Raw genomic sequence first — 17,427 nt, 5'->3', positions numbered from 1 at the left:
CTACCCTCCGTCCGGATTCGCTACCCCTCCACGGGTAGCGGATCCGGAGCCGGAGTAGCGGATTCTGGAGCGCCCCGCTCGGGACCCGCTCAGGAGCCGCCGGCCCGCTCGGTCGCCGGGTGCACGGCCACGATCCCGAGCTGCCGCCGACGCCGGCACGCCGCGGCGAGCACCTCGTAGCACTGCGCGCCCAGGAGCTCGACGAGTTCGTCGTGCAGGGAGATGTAGACGGGGTCGACGCCGACGTGAGCCTCGGGCGAGCCTGTGCAGTACCAGTCGAGGTCCAGCCCGCCCGGGCCCCAGCCGCGGCGGTCGTACTCGCCGACGCGGGTGTGGAGGATCTCCACCTCGTCGGGACGGGTCTCCCATTCGCGGGTCACGTGGATCGGCAGCTGCCAACAGACGTCCGGCTTGGACTCGGGCAGGGTCCGCCCCGTCCGCCCGGCCAAGTGGTGCAGGGCGCAGCCCGACCCGGTCGGCCATCCGACGTCGTTGAAGAATACGCACCTCCCGCCCAGGCGGCGCGTCCTGAGAGCGGGCTCCATCTCGCCGTCGTCGCCGGTCAGTTCGTCTTCCTCCAGCCACGCCTCCTGCGCGGCCCCCTCCGCCGCCGCAGCGGCGTGGGCGGCCTCGCGGTGCTGCCATTCCTCCGGACGCAGCAGGGCGACGTTGGCCTCGAGCCGCTGCCGGTCGGAGTCGTCGGAGAGGAAGGCGCCGTGCGTGCAGCAACCGGAGTCGGGCTGGTCGCGTTCGATGCCGTGGCAGGCCGGCGTGCCGAAGACGCACGTCCACGACGAGAGCAGCCAGGTCATGTCGGCGGAGATCAGATGTTCGTCATTCGCGGGGTCGGGGAACGTGTACCACTCCCGCGGGAAGTCGAGGGGGACCTCGGGCTGAGGGGCGCCCGGGGTCGGGGGGCGTTCGGTGGCGGTCACAACCTGCGACCGTAGACCGTTTAGGGTGGTCGTGTGAGATTAGGTGTCCTGGACGTGGGAAGTAACACGGTCCACTTCGTGGTGGTCGATGCCCACCGGGGTGGTCATCCCACGCCCATGAACGATTCCAAGACCCGGCTACGCCTGATCGAGTACCTGGACGACGACAACAACATCTCCAAGACCGGCATCGCCCGGCTCATCGACGCGGTCAACGAGGCCGCCGAGCTGGCCGAAGCCACCAAGTGCCGCGAGGTCATGGCGTTGGCCACCTCCGCCGTGCGCGACGCGGCCAACTCGGACGACGTGTTGGCCAAGGTGGAGAAGGAGACCGGCATCGAGCTGCGGGTGCTCTCCGGTGAGGACGAAGCGCGCATGACGTTCCTCGCCGCGCGTCGGTGGTACGGCTGGAGCGCGGGGCGGATCATCAACCTCGACATCGGTGGTGGGTCGTTGGAGATGACCCACGGGGAGGACGAGCTGCCCGAGCAGGCGTTCAGTCTGCAGCTGGGCGCCGGCCGGCTCACCCACGACTGGTTCAAGACCGACCCGCCGGAGCGCAAGCGCATCAACCAGCTGCGTGACTACATCGACGCCGAGCTCGACGGGCCCGCCCGGGAACTCCGGGCGGCCGGTGAGCCCGACCTCGCGTGCGCCACCTCCAAGACGTTCCGTATGTTGGCCCGGCTCACGGGTGCGGCGCCGTCGTCGGAGGGCCCGCGGGTGGACCGGGTGCTCACAGCCGCCGGTCTGCGGCAGGTGATCGCGTTTATCTCCCGCATGACGGCCGCCGACAGGGCAGAGTTGGAGGGCATCAGCTCCGACCGCTCGCATCAGGTGGTGGCGGGAGCGCTGGTGGCGGAGGCGTCCATGCGTGCGTTGGGTCTGGAAAGTGTGAAAATCTGTCCGTGGGCTCTGCGAGAGGGGCTCATCCTGCAGCGTCTCGACCGGGACGTGGGCGGCGACGGGAAGGGGAGCTGACGATGGCCGAGGATTCAGACGGTCAGCAGATCACCGTGGCGGAGCTGCTCAAGCGCATGGGCGCGGAGCAGCAGGACGCCCCGGCCGGGCGTCGGCGTCGCCGGGCCGATGAGGGCGGCGGACTCAGCGTTTCCGAGCTCACCGGTGAGATCCCCAAGATCACCGACGACACCGTGCTCAGTGGTCGCGCGGCGCGGCGTCGGGCGCGGGAGGCCGAGGAAGCAGCAGCCGCCGACCAGGGTGCGCAGCCGGGTGCCGACGGTGGTGCCCCGACGGGCGCCGGGGAGACCCCGGGGACGACGACGAGGTCGTCCACCTCTGAGGCCCCGCAGACCCCGCGGCCCTCGGGACGGCGGCGGGCCCCGGAGGCAGGGGCGCCCGCGTCCACGCCGGCCGGGTCGGCCGAGAAGTCGTCCGTCGCACCGACGCCCACCACCTCGCCGGCCCCGCAGCAGGCTCCGCCGTCGTCGACCCCGTCCACGCGGACCCCGTCTGCGCCGACCCCGTCGCGCTCCGCCTCCGATGACGCGGCCCAGCAGGGGAAGAAGGGCGGCCTGCGCGGGCTGTTCGGCCGCAAGCGCAAGGATGCGGAGCAGTCGGGGTCCGACGCTCCCGCCACCCGCCCGACGCCCGCAGATCGTGGGGGCGTGGGGCCCGCCGGCGCGGCGGCCGCAGGTGTCGCGGGCGCTGCCGCTGCGGGTGTCGCCGGCACCGCAGCCCCGGGCTCGGTCGACAAGACAGCTCCGTCCGCAGCGGCCGGAACCGCAGACAAGGCCGCGCCGGCCTCGTCGACCGCCCCGGCGGTCAAGCCCGCCACCGCCAAGCCCGCCACCGGCAAACCCGGCACCGGCACGTCCGCCGCGACCTCCGGTTCTGCCGAGGCCGGCAAGGCCTCCGGGGCCACCGACACGGCCGTCACAGCAGACGAGCGCACCACCGACAAGCCCGCCGGGACCCCCGCCGCTCCGGCGGCCGACAAGCCCGCCGGGACCCCCGCCGCTCCGGCGGCCGACAAGCCCGCCGGGACCCCCGCCGCTCCGGCGGTCGGCAAATCCCCTGCCGCAGGCAAGCCCGCGGCAGGGGCCGACGCCTCCGCATGGGGTGTGCCGTCGGGCAGTGGCTCGACCGCCCACCGCGCCCCCGAGGCGCCAGCCGGGCAGCCCGACGATTCCGACTCCGCCACGCGCGGGGGTGCCCTGGGTGCGGCGACCGCTGCCGCCGCCGGAGGTGCGGGAGTCGCGGGAATGGCCGCGGCAGTGGCCGGCGCGGGCACCGGCACCGAGCGGCCGAAGCTCGACGAGACGAAGTCCGGCGCGGCGAAGTCCGACGCGGCGCAGACCGAGGCGACGAAGGCCGGCGCAACGACGGCGGACCAGCAGCCGGTCGCCCGGCCCGGGGCCGACGCCCCCGTCGCCGACCGGACGAGCACAGGCCAGCCCGGCGCCGACCGGGCCGACGCTCCGACCCCCGCACACGCGTCGCAGCAGACCCCGGCGGAGCCGGACAGCTCGCAGTACCGCGACGTCGACGACGCCCCCGGCGGAGCCGAGCCCGAGCGGTCGCCGGCGTCGCAGTGGCTGATCCTCGTCGCGCAGGTGCTCGCCTCCGCGGTCGCGGGCGCGGCACTGTTCATCGGCTTCCAATTGCTCTGGCGCGACCTGCCGTGGGTGGCCTTTGCGCTGGCGATCGTCGTGATCGTCGGACTGGTGGCCATGGTCCGCGTCCTGCGCAGGAGCAACGACTCCGTCAGTATCGCCCTCGCCGTGATCGTCGGCCTGGGCGTGACGTGCGGGCCACTCCTGCTCAGGCTCATCTCCTAGCCGCATCCCGGCCACGACCCGCACCCCGCCCGCGCCTGCTCCAGGTGCGGGCGGGGCCGTTTCAGCCGCGGTGCGCGAGCGGGAACCGGCGCCGGGCAACCGAATCCTTCCCGCCGCCCATCCGATGTCGCTCCACCCACCGGATGCGATAGGTGGAGCGACATCGAATAGGCGGCGGTGGCGGCGGGCGCGATTCGATGGGTGGCGCGAGCGGGCGGCCCCGTTCGACCGCGGCCGGCGGGCGGCCGCGCACGCGTGTGGCACTGTAAAGGGCATGACGAGAATCGCAGTGGTCGGTGGCGGACGCATCGGCGAGGCCCTCATCGCGGGACTCCGTGAGGCCGGGACCGAGCCGTCGGACATCGTGGTGATCGAGGCCGTGGAGGCCCGCGCCGAGCAGTTGGCCAAGAAGTACAACATCCTGTCCACCAGCCTCGACATCGGCTGCGAGGGCGCCGACGTGATCGTGGTGGCCGTCAAGCCCCAGGACGTGCCGGCGGTGGTCGGCCGCATCGGCGACGCCATCTCCGACAGCGTCCACGAGTCGATCGTGGTCTCGCTCGCGGCCGGCGTGCCGACGACCGTGCTGGAGAACAAGCTCAGCGCCGGCTCGCCGGTCGTGCGGGTCATGCCCAACACGGCGATGCTCGTCGGGCACGGCGTCTCCGCGCTCTGCAAGGGCCGCTATGCGCGCGATGAGCATCTCGAGCAGGTGTCCACGATCATGGAGAGCGTGGGCCTCGTCGTCGTCGTCACCGAGGCCCAGATGGACGCGGTGACCGCGGTGTCCGGGTCCGGCCCCGCCTACTTCTTCCTCATGGCGGAGGCGATGGTCGACGCCGGCGTGGAGCGCGGGCTGCCGCGCGACGTGGCGCTGAAGCTGGCGGCCGGCACGGCGCTCGGCGCGGGCGCGATGCTCACCGGCGGCGGCGAGGGACCCGCCGAACTGCGCTACAACGTCAGCTCCCCGGGCGGCACCACCGCCGCGGCGATCCGCAGGCTCGAGGCCGGGGGACTGCGCTCGGCGGTGGCGGACGCGGTCGAGGCGGCGGCGTCGCGGTCGCGGGCGTTGGCACTGGCCTCCACCGATGGCGACGACGACGACGAGATCGACTGACCCGCCACCCGGGCCCGTCGCGGAGGCGACCGAACGGGCCGGGTGTGCGCGTACCGAACCGACCCGCCGGGTGAGATGTGACCCACCCGGCGGGTCGCTCGTTTAGCACAAGCCCAGTTCAGGGCGGGTGAGGCGCGGATCGGGCGGCGTGTCGTCGATGTAATTCGCCCACTCCCGTCGCATTGATCACACCATTCACGCTAGGCTCATACCCAGCACGTGCGTGTCCGTACCGCAGGAGGGGAAGCCTGCGGCACGACGCGTGCCACGAAGGGTTGTGACGATGGCGACTACCGACAAGACCGATAGCGGCGCACAGGCGGCGGGGGGCTCGCAGTTCCTCACCGTGGCCGAGGTCGCCGCGCTGATGCGCGTGTCCAAGATGACGGTCTACAGGCTCGTCCACTCGGGCGAACTGCCCGCCGTGCGGGTGGGGCGGTCGTTCCGGGTCCACTCCAAGGCCGTGCACGAGTACCTCGACACGTCGTACTTCTCCGCGGGCTGACGCACTGAACCGCCCCGGCGGGGCGGTGTTCGGCCCGTTTTCGTGGCAGCGGGGAGCGAGAGGTAGTCTGGACGGGTTCCGTCCCGGCTTTCGAGCTCGCTCTCAGGCGCCGGAGCGCAAGTCAAGGCCCTTCGCGGGCTGTAAGGCCCCAGACCAGTAGTCGACAGGTAGGTGACCCCGATATGGGTTCTGTGATCAAGAAGCGCCGCAAGCGTATGTCCAAGAAGAAGCACCGCAAGATGCTCCGCCGGACCCGCGTGCAGCGTCGCAAACTCGGTAAGTGAGTCCGGCGGCGCCTCGGTAGCGCCCGGACTCACGCCTGTAGCGGATGCCCGTCACCGACAGTGGTGGCGGGCATCGGTGTATTTCGGGGCGGGGTGTCGACTCGGGGTGGGGCGTCGACCCCGGGGCGGGGCGGGTCAGGGCGGGTCAGGGCGTTGTCCGGATCGCGCGGGCTGTGAGGTCCGCGCACATGGGCAGGGGGGTCCGCAGTTAGACTCGGGCGGGTGGACACCGAACTGCCCGACCGTAGCCCGGCTCGTGCCGTCGCGGTCGTGGGCGGCAGCCGGTATCTCGGCACCCACCTGGTCGGCATGCTGCTGCGCAACGACTCCGTCGAGCGCGTCCTGGCCATCGACTCGGTCAAGCCGTCGCCGCAGCACCGCCGACGGATGCGCGATGCCGAGTTCGTGCGCCTCGACCCGCAGTCCCCGCGCCTGCAGGGGATTCTGCGTGAGGCGGGCATCGACACGGTCGTGCACGCCGGGCTGCACCACACCGATTTCGCCCCCGGCGGCCGCGCGGCCGTCAAGGAGGCCAACATCATGGGCTCCATGCACGTGATCGCCGCGTGCGGACGGGCCGCGACGGTCAAGCGGTTCGTGCTCATCTCGTCGACCTCGGTGTACGGCTCCTCGGGGGTCGACCCGGCGATGTTCACCGAGGACATGGCCGCCCGGCGTCAGCCCGGTGGCGGCATCCCGCTCGACCACCTGTCGGTTGAGGGGTACGTGCGTGGGATGTCCCGCAAGCGTCCGGACATCGACGTGACGATCCTGCGCATCCCGGCCATCCTCGGGCTGCCCGAGCCCACGGTGGTCGGCGAGCTGCTGCTGCCGTCCGTCGCACCGGTCCTGGCCGGATACGACCCGCGCATCCAGCTGCTGCACCCGCAGGACGCACTCGATGCGCTGCTGCACGCCGCGACGGGGGCGCCCCCCGGGACGTACAACATCGCGGCCGACGGCATCCTCACCCTGACGCAGGCCATCCGCCGCGCCGGCCACATCCCGCTGCCGGTGATGCCGCAGACGTTCAAACTCGCGGCGCGGTTGCTCTCCAGCCAGGGACTGCGCGACATCGGGCCCTCGCAGCTGCGCTACCTGCGGTACGGCCGCACCATGGACACCACCCGGATGCGCACCAGGTTCGGGTTCACGCCCCGGTACACCACCGAGGAGGCGCTGCACGCCTACCTCGTCGACTCGGGGGCCGAGCCCCTCGTCACGCGCGCCGCACTCGAGCGCAAGACCGCCAAGATCGCCAGCAGACTGCCCGGCCCGGTGGCCAGCCGACTGCGCGCGGGCGTGAACTCGACCATCGGCGAGCTCGAGTCGATAGGGGCCCTGCCGGAGCCGATCGAGCCCGACCCGAACCGGCCGGAGACGAACGAGCCCGACCCGATCGAGGAGGGGGCGCCGTGAAGGGCCCGGAATTCGACCTGTCCCAACCACTCGGCGGCCCCCGCTGGGGAGAGGGCCGACGCGACGCCCCCGGTTACCGAACCGTCGGCGAGGGCTTCGTAGGGGAGACCACCAACAGCGATGCCGCGGCCACCGAGCTCGGCAGGATCGTCGACAGGTTCCTCACCTCCCTGCGCAGCTCGATCGGTCAGGTGGTCGACGCACTGCCCCTCGATGCCGAGGTGCTGGCGCCCGTCCGCGAACTGACCCGCGGTGTCGACACGATGCTCGCGACCGGCGACATCAGCGCCCTGTCCACCCTGGCGGACGCCGTCAACGCCGCCGGCGAGCTCCTGGCCTCCCGTGTCACCGGCGGGTACGAGGTCGACGAGTTCGGGTTCGACGAGCACTTCCACACCAACGTGTGGTTGCCCCTGTGGCGGCCGCTGTTCGAGCACTGGTTCCGGGTCGAGGTGATCGGTGCCGAGAACATCCCCGCCGACGGCGCCGGCCTGATCGTCTCCAACCACGCGGGCGTCCTGCCGCTCGACGGGATGATGACCACCGTCGCCGTCCACGACCACGCCGGACGCGCCCTGCGTCTGCTCGCCGCCGACCTGGCCATGTCGCTGCCGGTGTCCGCGCCGCTGGCCCGCCGGGCGGGGGCGACCCTGGCCTGTGCCGCCGACGCCGAGCGCCTGCTGGAGAGCGGTCACGTGGTGGCCGTGTGGCCGGAGGGCTTCAAGGGGCTCGGCAAGCCGTTCGCCGACCGCTACCGCCTGCAGCGTTTCGGCCGCGGCGGGTTCGTGGCCACCGCCCTGGCCGCTGGCGCGCCGATCATCCCGTGCTCGGTGGTCGGCTCCGAGGAGATCTACCCCAAGATCGGTGAGGTCCCGGCGCTCGCGCGGCTGCTCGGCCTGCCGTACATGCCCGTCACGCCCGCGTTCCCGCTCCTCGGCGCGCTCGGCGGCATCCCGCTGCCCACCAAGTGGACGATGGAGTTCGGCGAGCCGATCGAGACCTCGCACCTGGGGCCCGACGCCGCAGAGGACCCGATGGTGGTCTTCGAGATCACCGACCAGGTCCGGGAGACCATCCAGAACACGCTGTTCCGCAACCTCGCCCGCCGCGGCAGCGTCTTCTTCGGCTGAGCCGGCGGCGGGGGAGCGCCCCGGCGCGGACCCGCGTCAGAAGATGCGGCGCGCCCGGTCCATCGCGCGGCTGCCGTAGTAAGAGCGCGCGGCCGCCCGGGCGCCCGCGAGCCCGCCGACGGCGAGAACACCCGGCATCGCCTTCTTCGCGGCCTTGCGGACGGTGCGGAAGTCCTTGATGTTCCAGCCGTTCTCCGAGGCGTACTTGCGCAGCTTCGAATCCGGGTTGATGGCGACCGGGTTGCCCACCATCGTGAGCATCGGCATGTCGTTGAAACTGTCCGAGTACGCGTAGCACTTGGCCAGGTCGAAGCCCTCGGCCTCGGCGAGCTTGGCGATCGCGTGCGCCTTGCCGGGCCCGTGCAGGATGTCGCCCACGAGCCGGCCGGTGTAGACGCCGTACTCCTCCTCCGCGACCGTGCCCAGCGCCCCCGACAATCCCAGCCGGGTGGCGATGACGCGCGCCAGCATCACCGGCGTCGCTGTGACCAGCCAGACCTGCTGCCCGGCGTCCAGGTGCATCTGCACCAGCGAGCGCGTGCCCGGCCAGACGCGGTCGAGCATGGAGGTGTCCACGACCTCCTCGCTCAGTTCGGTCAGCTCGGCGACGGTGCGGCCTTTGACGAAGCTCAGGGCCTTGTCGCGGCCGGCGGCGACGTCCTCGGCGTTCTCCTCCCCGGAGATCCGGAACTTGGCCTGCGACCACGCCAACCCGGCGACGTCGCGCGCGGTGAAGAAGCGATGCTTGGCCAGCCCGCGGGCCAGCAGGATGATCGACGCGCCCTGGATGAGGGTGTTGTCCACGTCGAAGAACGCCGCGACCCGCGGGTCCGGCACAAACGGCTCGAGCGACTCGTCGGTCTCGGCGGCGGCACGGTCGGTTGCCGCACGCTCTGCGACGGCGTCCGCGGGGCGGTCGGCGACGGCGGTCCCGGCACCCGCGCCCGCGCCGGGCCCCTCGCCCTCGCCCTCGGCGGGGTCGTAGTCGGCCAGCGGCGGGCCGGGCTCGGCACCGGGCTCGAGTTTGACGGCGTGCTGGGCAGAGGCCTCACCGGCGCGCCGCTGGATCCGCGCGTCGCGGCGCCGCCACAGCAGCCGACCCAGAGCCGAGCCGAGATCGGCACGACCGGGAAGCCGCGGGCCGGACCGGGAGCGGTGGGACTCCACCGGTTCGGCGGCGTCCTCGGAGGCCTCGCCGCCGGGGGTGGGCGCGTTGTCGTCGTCGTTGTCGTCGGCGTCGTCGTTCACCGGGCGGGAGTCGTTCACCGGGCGGGACCTCCTGAAGGGCGCGGGGACCCCATCCTAGGGCAGCCCCGAGGGTGTGGTGCACTATCGAGCCATGGTGCACACGGTGACCCTGTTGACCCGCGAGGGCTGCGGCAGCTGCGTCCGCGTCCACGGCCAGTTGATCCCACTGTGCGAGGGTGCGGGCGCCCGGCTCGAGGTGACCGACGTCGACCACGCCGCGGACCGCGAACTCGCCGCCGAATACGGCGACCGCCTGCCGGTGGTGTTGGTCGACGGCGCGGAGCACTCGTGTTGGGAGGTCGACGACGACGAGCTGCTGGCCACCCTCGCCGGGGCCGGCCCGTTCCCGGGATGGGACTGAACCGGCCGACGGGCGCGGGCGGTGCCGGGGGGTGCGCGCGGCGGTGGCCGCGACGGTGGGCGGTCACTCCTCCCGCGGCGCGTCGCGCAGGTCCCGCAGGATGGTCGCGTGCCTGAGCAGGAACGCGCCCTCGTCGAGCTTCTTGCGCCGCAGCCACCTGGTGACCTCGCTGTTGTGCTTGCTCGCGTTGCACGACGCGCAGGCCGGGACCACGTTCTCCAGGGTGTAGCGCCCGCCGCGTGAGATGGGCTGGACGCAGTCCTTCTGCAGCGCGGGTCCGGTCGCGGAGCAGTAGGCGCAGGCTTTCCACGCGTCGAGGATCCGGGCCCACTGCGGGTCGGTGAGGTTGTTGTCGACGCGGGACAGACGCCGCTGACGACGCTTCGCGTATCGGGCGCGGGTCGCGGCGGACATGGTCGACGAGGACCTGCGGCGAGGGGGCACGGATGCCACCGTACTGCGGTCCGTGCTGTTCACGGTGCCCGCGGGAGGGCGGCCGGATATAGCATCCGCCCCTGTCACGGTTTTGTCCCGGGGTGTCAGGCGGGTTACGGTGGAGCCCGTTACGGGTCGTACGCAGGCTTGAGGCCACGGCCGTCCCGGCAGGGTGTTTCCGCCATGGGAGGGCCTTGTACGCAGCCGTGCACACCGACGGGAGACGACCGACTGTGGACCAGCGTTCCGCGAGTTCGTCCTGCGGGGCCCCGTCTGTTCTCCGGCCGTCTCCTCGCCGAGTTGACGAGTTGGCATCCATTCTGGCATGGGCCCCCGAGGCCCTGGCGTCCGGGGGTCGGTTGTGAGCATTCTCCTGGTGGGGCTGTCCCATCACAGTGCGCCGGTGTCACTGCTCGAGGCGGTCGCCGTCTCCGAGTCCGAGCGCGACGGGCTCACCGAGGAACTCATCGCCGGCGAGAACGTCGACGAGGCGATGATCGTCACCACCTGCAACCGCGTCGAGGTCTACTCCGCCGTGGACGCGTTCCACCCGGCGCTCGACGACGTCGTGACCCTGCTCTCGCGCCACTCCGGCCTGGGCGCCGACGAACTGAGCCGCCACCTGTACGTGCGCTACTCGGAGTCCGCCGCCGAGCACCTGTTCTCCGTGGCCTCGGGACTGGACTCGATGGTCGTGGGCGAGCAGCAGATCATCGGCCAGATCCGCACCGCCTACCAGTCGGCGTCCGAGATCGGCGCGGCCGGCACCACCCTGCACCGGCTCGCCCAGCAGGCGCTGCACGTGGGCAAGCGCGTGCACACCGAGACCGGCATCGACTCGGCCGGCGCGTCGGTCGTGTCCGTCGCGCTGGACCGCGCGGCCGAGATCCTCTCGGACGGCGCCAGCCGCAGTCTCGACGGACGCCGGGCGGTCGTGCTCGGGGCCGGCGCGATGGGCGGCCTGGCCGTCGCCCACCTCGGCCGCGGCGGGATCTCCCACATCGAGATCACCAACCGCACCCCGGAGCGCGCCGACCGGTTGGCCGAGATCGCCGGCGACTCCGGCACCCCGGCCACGGCGTTCCCCCTCGCGGGGCTCGCCGAGGCCGTCGCCCGCGCCGACATCCTCTTCACCTGCACCGGGGCCGTCGGCACCGTCGTCACCCTGGGCGACGTGCACACCGCGCTGGCCCGCCGCGTCGACCGCGGCCCGCTCGTCATCTGCGACCTCGGCATGCCGCGCGACGTCGACCCCGCCGTCGCCGGCCTGCCCGGCGTGACCGTCCTGGGAATCGAGGCGCTCAAGGCCGACCCCGCCACCTCCGCCGCCGCCGCGGACGCCGACGCCGCCCGCACGATCGTCGACGCCGAGCTCACCGCGTACACGCAGGCCGAGCGCATGGCCGGCGTCGGGCCGCTCATCGGGCAGCTGCGCGGGCGCGGCGGGCAGGTCGTCGCGGCCGAGATGCGCCGGCTCGAGTCCCGACTGCCCGACATGGACGAGAAGGTCCGCGACGAGGTCGCCAACACCGTCCGCCGGGTCGTCGACAAGCTTCTGCACCCGCCCACGGTGCGGTTCCGGGAACTCGCCGCCCAACCGGACGGCGAGAACTACGCGGCGGTCGTACGCACACTGTTCGACCTGGACACCACCGTGGACGGTAGAAGCGAGGAGGCGTCATGAGCAGGACCCTGAAGGTGGGCACGCGGGGCAGCACCCTGGCCACCACCCAGGCCGGGCACGTCCGCGACGCCCTCATCGCCGCCGGGTACCCGGCCGAACTGGTGATCGTGCGGACCCGCGGCGACGTGGTGATGGCCCCGGTCGAGCGCATCGGCGTGGGCGTGTTCACCCTCGAACTGCGCGCCGCCCTCGAGCGCGGGGACTGCGACATCGCCGTCCACTCGTACAAGGACCTGCCGACCGCGCCCGACGACCGGTTCGCCCCCATCGCCGTGCCGCCGCGCGTCGACCCGTCCGACGTGCTCATCGCGCGCGACGGGCTCACCATGGCCACGCTGCCCGAGGGCGCCCGGGTCGGGACCTCCGCCCCGCGCCGGCGCTCCCAGCTCGCGGCCCTGCGCCCCGACCTCGACCTGCACCCCCTGCGCGGGAACATCGACACGCGGATGGGATACGTCACCAGTGGCGACCTCGACGCGGTCGTCCTGGCGGCGGCCGGCCTCGACCGCACCGGTGTGGGAGAGCGTGCCACCCACCGGTTCGGCATCGACGAGATGCTCCCCGCCCCCGCGCAGGGCGCCCTCGCCGTCGAATGTCGCGCCGACGACACCGAGGCCGCCGAGGCCCTCACCGTCGTCGACCACCTGCCCTCGCGGGTCCGGATCACCGCCGAGCGCAGGCTCCTGCGCGACCTCGAGGCCGGTTGCACCGCCCCGGTCGGCGCGCGCGCCGAACTCGACGGCGCCGGACTCGACAGCGGTGGCGAACTGACGCTGCACGCGGTGGCGGCCGCCCACGACGGCTCCACCGTCCTGCGCACCCACGGCACCACCGCCACCGCAGACCACCCGGACGGACCGATCGCCGCCGCCGACGAGCTGGGCCGCCGACTCGCGGCCGAACTGCTCGACCGCGGCGCCCGTGACCTCATGGCCGGGGAATCGCCCGAGCAACGCGCCCCACTCGTACCGAGGGAATCCACGACGGCGCCACCGACCGTCACCGATCCCTGATCCCCGAACTCCCATCTCGCGCGCAGCCAGCGCGCGGCACCCACCCCACGGAGAGACGAACAATGACTCGAGCACGCACCACCCGCCCCGGAACCGTCCGCTTCGTCGGCGGCGGTCCAGGCAACGCGGGGATGCTCACCTGCCGGGCCCAAGAGGTCCTCACCGGCAACCCGCTGGTGTTCGCCGACGCCGACGTCTCGGCCGACGTGCTGGCGTTGGTCGCCACCGAGGTCCCGGTGCCGCAGGAACTGCTCGACGCGCGCCGCGCCGAGATGGACGCCGCCGTGGCCGCCGAGGACAAGGCCGAGATCAAGCGTCTCAAGGCCCTGCCCGCGCCCACCGCCGCCGACGTCCGCCCCGTGCTCGGTGAGCCCGCCGCCGTGGCCAAGCAGCTCGTCGCCGAGGCCAAGAAGGGCCGCGACGTCGTCCGTCTCGTCACCGGCGACCCCATGACCACCGACGCCACCGTCACCGAGATCGCCGCCGTCGGCCGCACCGTCGTGCCGTTCGAGGTCGTCCCCGGCGTCGCCGAGGCCACCGCCGTGCCCGCCTTCGCCGGCATCGCGCTCGGTTCCGGCTACGTGTTCGCCGACGGCCGCGGCAAGGTCGACTGGGCCGCCCTCGTCGGCTCGCCCGGCCCGATCGTCCTGCGCACCACCGGCCGGCACCTCGCCGAGGCCGCCTCCAGCCTCGCCGAGCAGGGACTCGCCGCCGGCACGCCGGTGACCGTCACCTGCTCCGGTTCGCTCTGCGCCCAGAAGTCCGCCGACGGTACCCTGGCCACCATGGCCGAGGTCGGTCGCGACATGGACGGGGACCTGGTGGTCACCATCGGCAAGTCCGCCGGTGAGCGTCACCGCCACCAGTGGTGGGAATCGCGCGCCATGTTCGGCTGGAACGTGCTCGTGCCCCGCACCAAGGCGCAGTCCGCCGAGATGAGCGACCGCATCGCCGAGCACGGCGCCGTGCCCGTCGAGGTGCCCACCATCGCCGTCGAGCCGCCCCGCAGCCCCGCCCAGATGGAGCGCGCCGTCAAGGGCCTCGTCGACGGCCGCTACCAGTGGGTCGTGTTCACCTCCTCCAACGCCGTGCGCGCCGTGTGGGAGAAGTTCGTCGAGTTCGGCCTCGACGCCCGCGCCTTCTCCGGCGTGAAGATCGCCTGCGTCGGCGAGGGCACCGCCGCCCGCGTCCGCGAACTGGGCATCCAGCCCGAGCTGCTGCCCAGCGGCGAGCAGTCCAGCCTCGGCCTGCTCGAGGTGTTCCCGCCGTACGACGACGTGCTCGACCCCGTCAACCGGGTCCTGTTGCCGCGCGCCGACATCGCCACCGAGACCCTCGCCGAGGGCCTCACGGGCCGCGGCTGGGAGATCGAGGACGTCACCGCGTACCGCACCGTCCGCGCCGCCCCGCCGGCCGCCGAGATCCGCGAGATGATCAAGACCGGCGGGTTCGACGCGGTCTGCTTCACCAGCTCCTCGACCGTCCGCAACCTGGTCGGCATCGCCGGTAAGCCGCACGCGCGCACGCTCATCGCCTGCATCGGGCCGCGCACCGCGGAGACCGCCGCCGAGTTCGGCCTGCGCGTGGACGTCCAGCCCGAGAACGCGTCCGTCCTCGACCTGGTCGACGCCCTCGCCGCGCACGCCGACCACCTTCGCGCGGCCGGCGAACTGCCGCCCCCGCGCCGCCGCGCCCGGCGCCGCTGAGCCGCAGCCCCGCCGCCCGCACCGCCAGCACCGCCTGCCCCGCCCGGCCGACCAGCCGCGCGGGGCAGGCGCGTGTTCAGGGGTCGACGAGCCCGCGTCCCGGTGCAGCGCGGGTGCGCGCCGCGCCCGACCACCGGCGACTTTCGTACAGTGGGGGTCGTGACGACACCGCCTGACGAGACCACGTCCGTTCCCGCGCCGCTGGTGCGCCCGCGTCGACTCCGCTCGACGCCGGCCATGCGCAGGCTCGTCGCCGAGACCACGCTCGCCCCGCGACAGCTGGTGCTGCCGGCGTTCGTGGCCGACGGGATCGACACACCGCGCGACATCTCGTCGCTGCCCGGCGTCGTCCAGCACACCGTCGATTCGCTGCGGCGCGAGGCCGTCGCCGCCGCCGAGGCGGGCCTGGGCGGCATCATGCTGTTCGGCGTGCCCCTCGACGCGGACAAGGACGCCACCGGCAGCTGCGGCGCCGACCCCGACGGCATCCTCAACCGCGCGCTGGCAGCCGTCCGCGCCGAGGTCGGCGACGACCTCGTGATCATGGCCGACACCTGCCTCGACGAGTTCACCGACCACGGCCACTGCGGTGTGCTCGGCACCGACCCGCGCGGCGAGCAGATCGTCGACAACGACGCCACGCTCGCCGCCTACAACGACCTCGCCGTCGCCCAGGCCGCCGCCGGAGCCCACGTCGTGGGGCCCAGCGGGATGATGGACGGCCAGATCGCCGCCATCCGCGAAGCCCTCGACCGCGAGGGCTATCAGGACGTCGCGGTGTTGGCCTACAGCGCCAAGTACGCCAGCGCCTTCTACGGCCCGTTCCGCGAGGCCGTCGGTTCGTCCCTGCGCGGCGACCGGCGCACCTACCAGCAGGACCCGGCCAACCTGCGCGAGTCGCTGCGCGAGGTGCAGCTCGACCTCGAGGAGGGCGCCGACATGGTGATGGTCAAGCCCGCCATGTCCTACCTCGACGTCCTGCGCCAGACCGCCGAGATCTCTGACGTGCCGGTGGCCGCCTACCAGGTCTCGGGCGAGTACGCGATGATCTCCGCCGCCGCCGAGCGAGGCTGGATCGACCACGACCCGGCCGTCATGGAATCGCTGACCTCCATCCGCCGCGCGGGCGCGGACATCGTCCTGACCTACTGGGCCCTGCACGCCGCGCGTCTCCTCGCCGACGGGTGGGGGTCCCGGTGACCCGCGGCAGCGGGCCGTGGCGCCCGCCCGCCCGGACCGGACCGGGCCCCGATGCGGGAGGCGCCACGGGGGGGAGCCCCGCGCCCGGCGAGCCGCCCACCGACCCCGGCATCGCCCCGCCCGCCGAGCCGGCCGGTCCGCCGCCGGAGGAGATCCACACCGCGTGGGTGCTGTGGCTGGCCGCCGCCGCGTTCGGACTGCTCGGCATGCTGATCAACTCCGCGACCGCCAGCTTCGGGGACCTGCCCACCGCCACGCGGGACGCCTTCCGCGACGCGGTCGCCAACACCGGGTCCGCCGACGTCTCCGTCGAGAGCATGTTCTCCATCGCCCTCGCGGCCGGGGCGGTGCTGGCGCTCATCGTCGCCGCCGTCACCGTGTGGCTGGCCTTCCGGCTGCGAGCGGGCAAGGGGTGGGCCCGCACGATGCTCGACATCGTCGCCATCTTCCTCGTCGTCGACGCCGTGTCCGTGGTGATCGGTGTGTTCGGCGGAGTCGCGACTGCGGGGGAGCGGGGAGACGTCATCAGCTTCGTCGTCATCGCCCTCCAGATCCTCGCCGGACTGTGCGCCGCAGCCGCCGTGTGGCGCCAGCACAAGGCCGAGGCCATCCAGTACACGACCCCGGGAGGCGGCGCGCGTGCCGGCAAGTGAACCCACCGCCGCCCGGCCGGGAATCGAACCCGAGGGGCCGATCCTGTACGCCGAGGACGGCTGGAGCTGGGCCTGGATCCTCGCGGCGCCCGCGTTCTGCGCCGCCGCGGCAGGGTTCGAGCTCGCCACCGGCGCCCCGGTGCACTGGCTGATGCTCACCGTCTGCGCGATCGCGACCGCCCTCTGCCACGGCGTGATGATCGCCGCCACCCGCGTCCACGGTCGTGTCCGCCTGACCCCCGACGTGTACCTCCAGGGCACCGAGGAGCTCGAACTGCGCCGGATCGAGGAGGTGCTGCCCCTCCCCGCCGCCGACGACTCCGAAGCTTCGTGGGAGACGGCCCGACTCCTCGGCGAGCTGCGGGAGATGCCCCGCCGGCGGGCGGCTGTGGGTCTGCGACTCGACACCGGGGGCGAGGTCCGCGCCTGGTCCCGCAACCCCGCGGCCCTGCACGCCGCCCTGGCCGGCGCTGTCGACGGTCTCCCGCGCGAGCCGGGACCCGAGTGAACTCGCGTCGCTTCGGCGTGGCCGCGGTCGCCTGCGCTGTACTCGCCGTGGTGCTGTGGTGGTTCGCCAGGGACATCGTGACGGGCGCGCCGCCGGTCATCGACCCGCCCGTCGAGGGCAGCATCGAACGCATCCACACCGATCCCCGGCTGCTCCTGGCCGCGACCGTCCTGGCGGGGCTGACGATGGTCCTGACCACCCTCGCAGTCCTCCGACGCGCCCCCCGGGCCGAATCCTGACAGATCTACTTCTGCCAGGGCTTTTGCGGGCGCAGCGAACGCCGCGGTAACGATCGGATGACGGTTTTCTGAGTGTGCCCGGGGCGGTGTGTCGTGGCGTCGGCCACAGGCTACATTTGGGGCGGTTCGGACGCATGTGACGCTCGTGAAATTGAGTAGTCGATGCGTCCGATTCGCCGGAGTGACGCC

The 17,427-nt window shown here is 73.0% G+C and carries 18 protein-coding genes; 15 read left to right on the top strand and 3 right to left on the bottom strand.

Features of this window, described 5'->3' with window-relative positions; all coding sequences use genetic code 11:
- Positions 1-89: 89 nt before the first annotated feature.
- Positions 90-935, bottom strand: coding sequence for a hypothetical protein (locus AB5G72_RS14615; RefSeq protein WP_440220222.1), 846 nt, complete (start codon positions 933-935; stop codon positions 90-92).
- Positions 936-968: 33 nt separating this feature from the next.
- Here AB5G72_RS14615 and AB5G72_RS14610 point away from each other — a divergent pair, with 33 nt between their 5' ends.
- The 7 genes from AB5G72_RS14610 to AB5G72_RS14580 all read left to right on the top strand — a co-directional run bounded on the left by AB5G72_RS14610 (position 969) and on the right by AB5G72_RS14580 (position 8,191).
- Positions 969-1,916 carry a Ppx/GppA phosphatase family protein gene (locus tag AB5G72_RS14610; protein WP_172812179.1) on the top strand — a complete coding sequence of 316 codons (948 nt, stop codon included), beginning with the start codon at positions 969-971 and terminating at the stop codon, positions 1,914-1,916.
- A gap of 2 nt (positions 1,917-1,918) precedes the next feature.
- A complete protein-coding gene (locus AB5G72_RS14605; RefSeq protein ID WP_440220221.1) occupies positions 1,919-3,736 on the top strand; it encodes a hypothetical protein in 1,818 nt (605 codons plus the stop codon).
- A gap of 274 nt (positions 3,737-4,010) precedes the next feature.
- The gene (gene proC / locus AB5G72_RS14600; RefSeq protein WP_096906784.1) at positions 4,011-4,853 is read left to right on the top strand and encodes a pyrroline-5-carboxylate reductase; all 843 of its coding nucleotides are present in this window, start codon (positions 4,011-4,013) and stop codon (positions 4,851-4,853) included.
- A gap of 283 nt (positions 4,854-5,136) precedes the next feature.
- Positions 5,137-5,358, top strand: a complete 222-nt coding sequence (locus tag AB5G72_RS14595) for a helix-turn-helix domain-containing protein (protein WP_067718677.1) — start codon at positions 5,137-5,139, stop codon at positions 5,356-5,358.
- 182 nt (positions 5,359-5,540) lie between these two features.
- Positions 5,541-5,642 (top strand): 30S ribosomal protein bS22, encoded by a 102-nt coding sequence (locus AB5G72_RS14590; protein ID WP_003855542.1) that lies wholly within the window; start codon positions 5,541-5,543, stop codon positions 5,640-5,642.
- Between the two features lie 222 nt (positions 5,643-5,864).
- Positions 5,865-7,061 carry an NAD-dependent epimerase/dehydratase family protein gene (locus tag AB5G72_RS14585; protein WP_407334990.1) on the top strand — a complete coding sequence of 399 codons (1,197 nt, stop codon included), beginning with the start codon at positions 5,865-5,867 and terminating at the stop codon, positions 7,059-7,061.
- Positions 7,058-8,191 (top strand): lysophospholipid acyltransferase family protein, encoded by a 1,134-nt coding sequence (locus AB5G72_RS14580; protein ID WP_120286045.1) that lies wholly within the window; start codon positions 7,058-7,060, stop codon positions 8,189-8,191. The genes AB5G72_RS14585 and AB5G72_RS14580 overlap by 4 nt, the downstream gene beginning before the upstream one ends.
- Positions 8,192-8,227: 36 nt before the next feature.
- Here AB5G72_RS14580 and AB5G72_RS14575 read toward each other — a convergent pair whose 3' ends face one another.
- Positions 8,228-9,457, bottom strand: a complete 1,230-nt coding sequence (locus AB5G72_RS14575) for an HAD family hydrolase (RefSeq protein WP_440220220.1) — start codon at positions 9,455-9,457, stop codon at positions 8,228-8,230.
- Positions 9,458-9,530: 73 nt separating this feature from the next.
- Here AB5G72_RS14575 and AB5G72_RS14570 point away from each other — a divergent pair, with 73 nt between their 5' ends.
- On the top strand, positions 9,531-9,800 hold the full coding sequence (locus AB5G72_RS14570; protein ID WP_082923762.1) for a glutaredoxin family protein: 270 nt from the start codon (positions 9,531-9,533) through the stop codon (positions 9,798-9,800).
- A gap of 63 nt (positions 9,801-9,863) precedes the next feature.
- Here AB5G72_RS14570 and AB5G72_RS14565 read toward each other — a convergent pair whose 3' ends face one another.
- Positions 9,864-10,214 carry an HNH endonuclease gene (locus AB5G72_RS14565; RefSeq protein WP_440221509.1) on the bottom strand — a complete coding sequence of 117 codons (351 nt, stop codon included), beginning with the start codon at positions 10,212-10,214 and terminating at the stop codon, positions 9,864-9,866.
- Between the two features lie 382 nt (positions 10,215-10,596).
- Between AB5G72_RS14565 and AB5G72_RS14560 the strand changes: the two genes are divergently transcribed.
- The 7 genes from AB5G72_RS14560 (at position 10,597) to AB5G72_RS14530 (ending at position 17,238) form a co-directional block, all read left to right on the top strand.
- Positions 10,597-11,919, top strand: coding sequence for a glutamyl-tRNA reductase (locus AB5G72_RS14560; RefSeq protein WP_440220219.1), 1,323 nt, complete (start codon positions 10,597-10,599; stop codon positions 11,917-11,919).
- Positions 11,916-12,932, top strand: a complete 1,017-nt coding sequence (hemC, locus tag AB5G72_RS14555; protein WP_317469063.1) for a hydroxymethylbilane synthase — start codon at positions 11,916-11,918, stop codon at positions 12,930-12,932. The genes AB5G72_RS14560 and hemC overlap by 4 nt, the downstream gene beginning before the upstream one ends.
- A 62-nt stretch (positions 12,933-12,994) precedes the next feature.
- Entirely contained in the window at positions 12,995-14,638 is a 1,644-nt protein-coding gene (locus AB5G72_RS14550; RefSeq protein WP_120286041.1) for a uroporphyrinogen-III synthase, read from the top strand.
- Between the two features lie 159 nt (positions 14,639-14,797).
- Positions 14,798-15,838, top strand: coding sequence for a porphobilinogen synthase (gene hemB, locus AB5G72_RS14545; protein ID WP_206472722.1), 1,041 nt, complete (start codon positions 14,798-14,800; stop codon positions 15,836-15,838).
- On the top strand, positions 15,835-16,491 hold the full coding sequence (locus tag AB5G72_RS14540; RefSeq protein WP_244294215.1) for a hypothetical protein: 657 nt from the start codon (positions 15,835-15,837) through the stop codon (positions 16,489-16,491). Before hemB ends, AB5G72_RS14540 begins: the two co-directional genes overlap by 4 nt.
- Positions 16,478-16,999 carry a hypothetical protein gene (locus AB5G72_RS14535; RefSeq protein ID WP_120286040.1) on the top strand — a complete coding sequence of 174 codons (522 nt, stop codon included), beginning with the start codon at positions 16,478-16,480 and terminating at the stop codon, positions 16,997-16,999. The genes AB5G72_RS14540 and AB5G72_RS14535 overlap by 14 nt, the downstream gene beginning before the upstream one ends.
- Positions 16,996-17,238: a hypothetical protein gene (locus AB5G72_RS14530; RefSeq protein WP_440220218.1), complete on the top strand. Its 243-nt coding sequence runs from the start codon at positions 16,996-16,998 to the stop codon at positions 17,236-17,238. The genes AB5G72_RS14535 and AB5G72_RS14530 overlap by 4 nt, the downstream gene beginning before the upstream one ends.
- Positions 17,239-17,427: the final 189 nt, after the last annotated feature.

The sequence above is a fragment of the Dietzia sp. MNB45 genome (assembly GCF_051994785.1).
GTDB lineage: Bacteria > Actinomycetota > Actinomycetes > Mycobacteriales > Mycobacteriaceae > Dietzia > Dietzia kunjamensis.
Note: the sequence above shows the minus strand (reverse complement) of the source record. Positions and strands in the feature narration are given on the sequence as shown.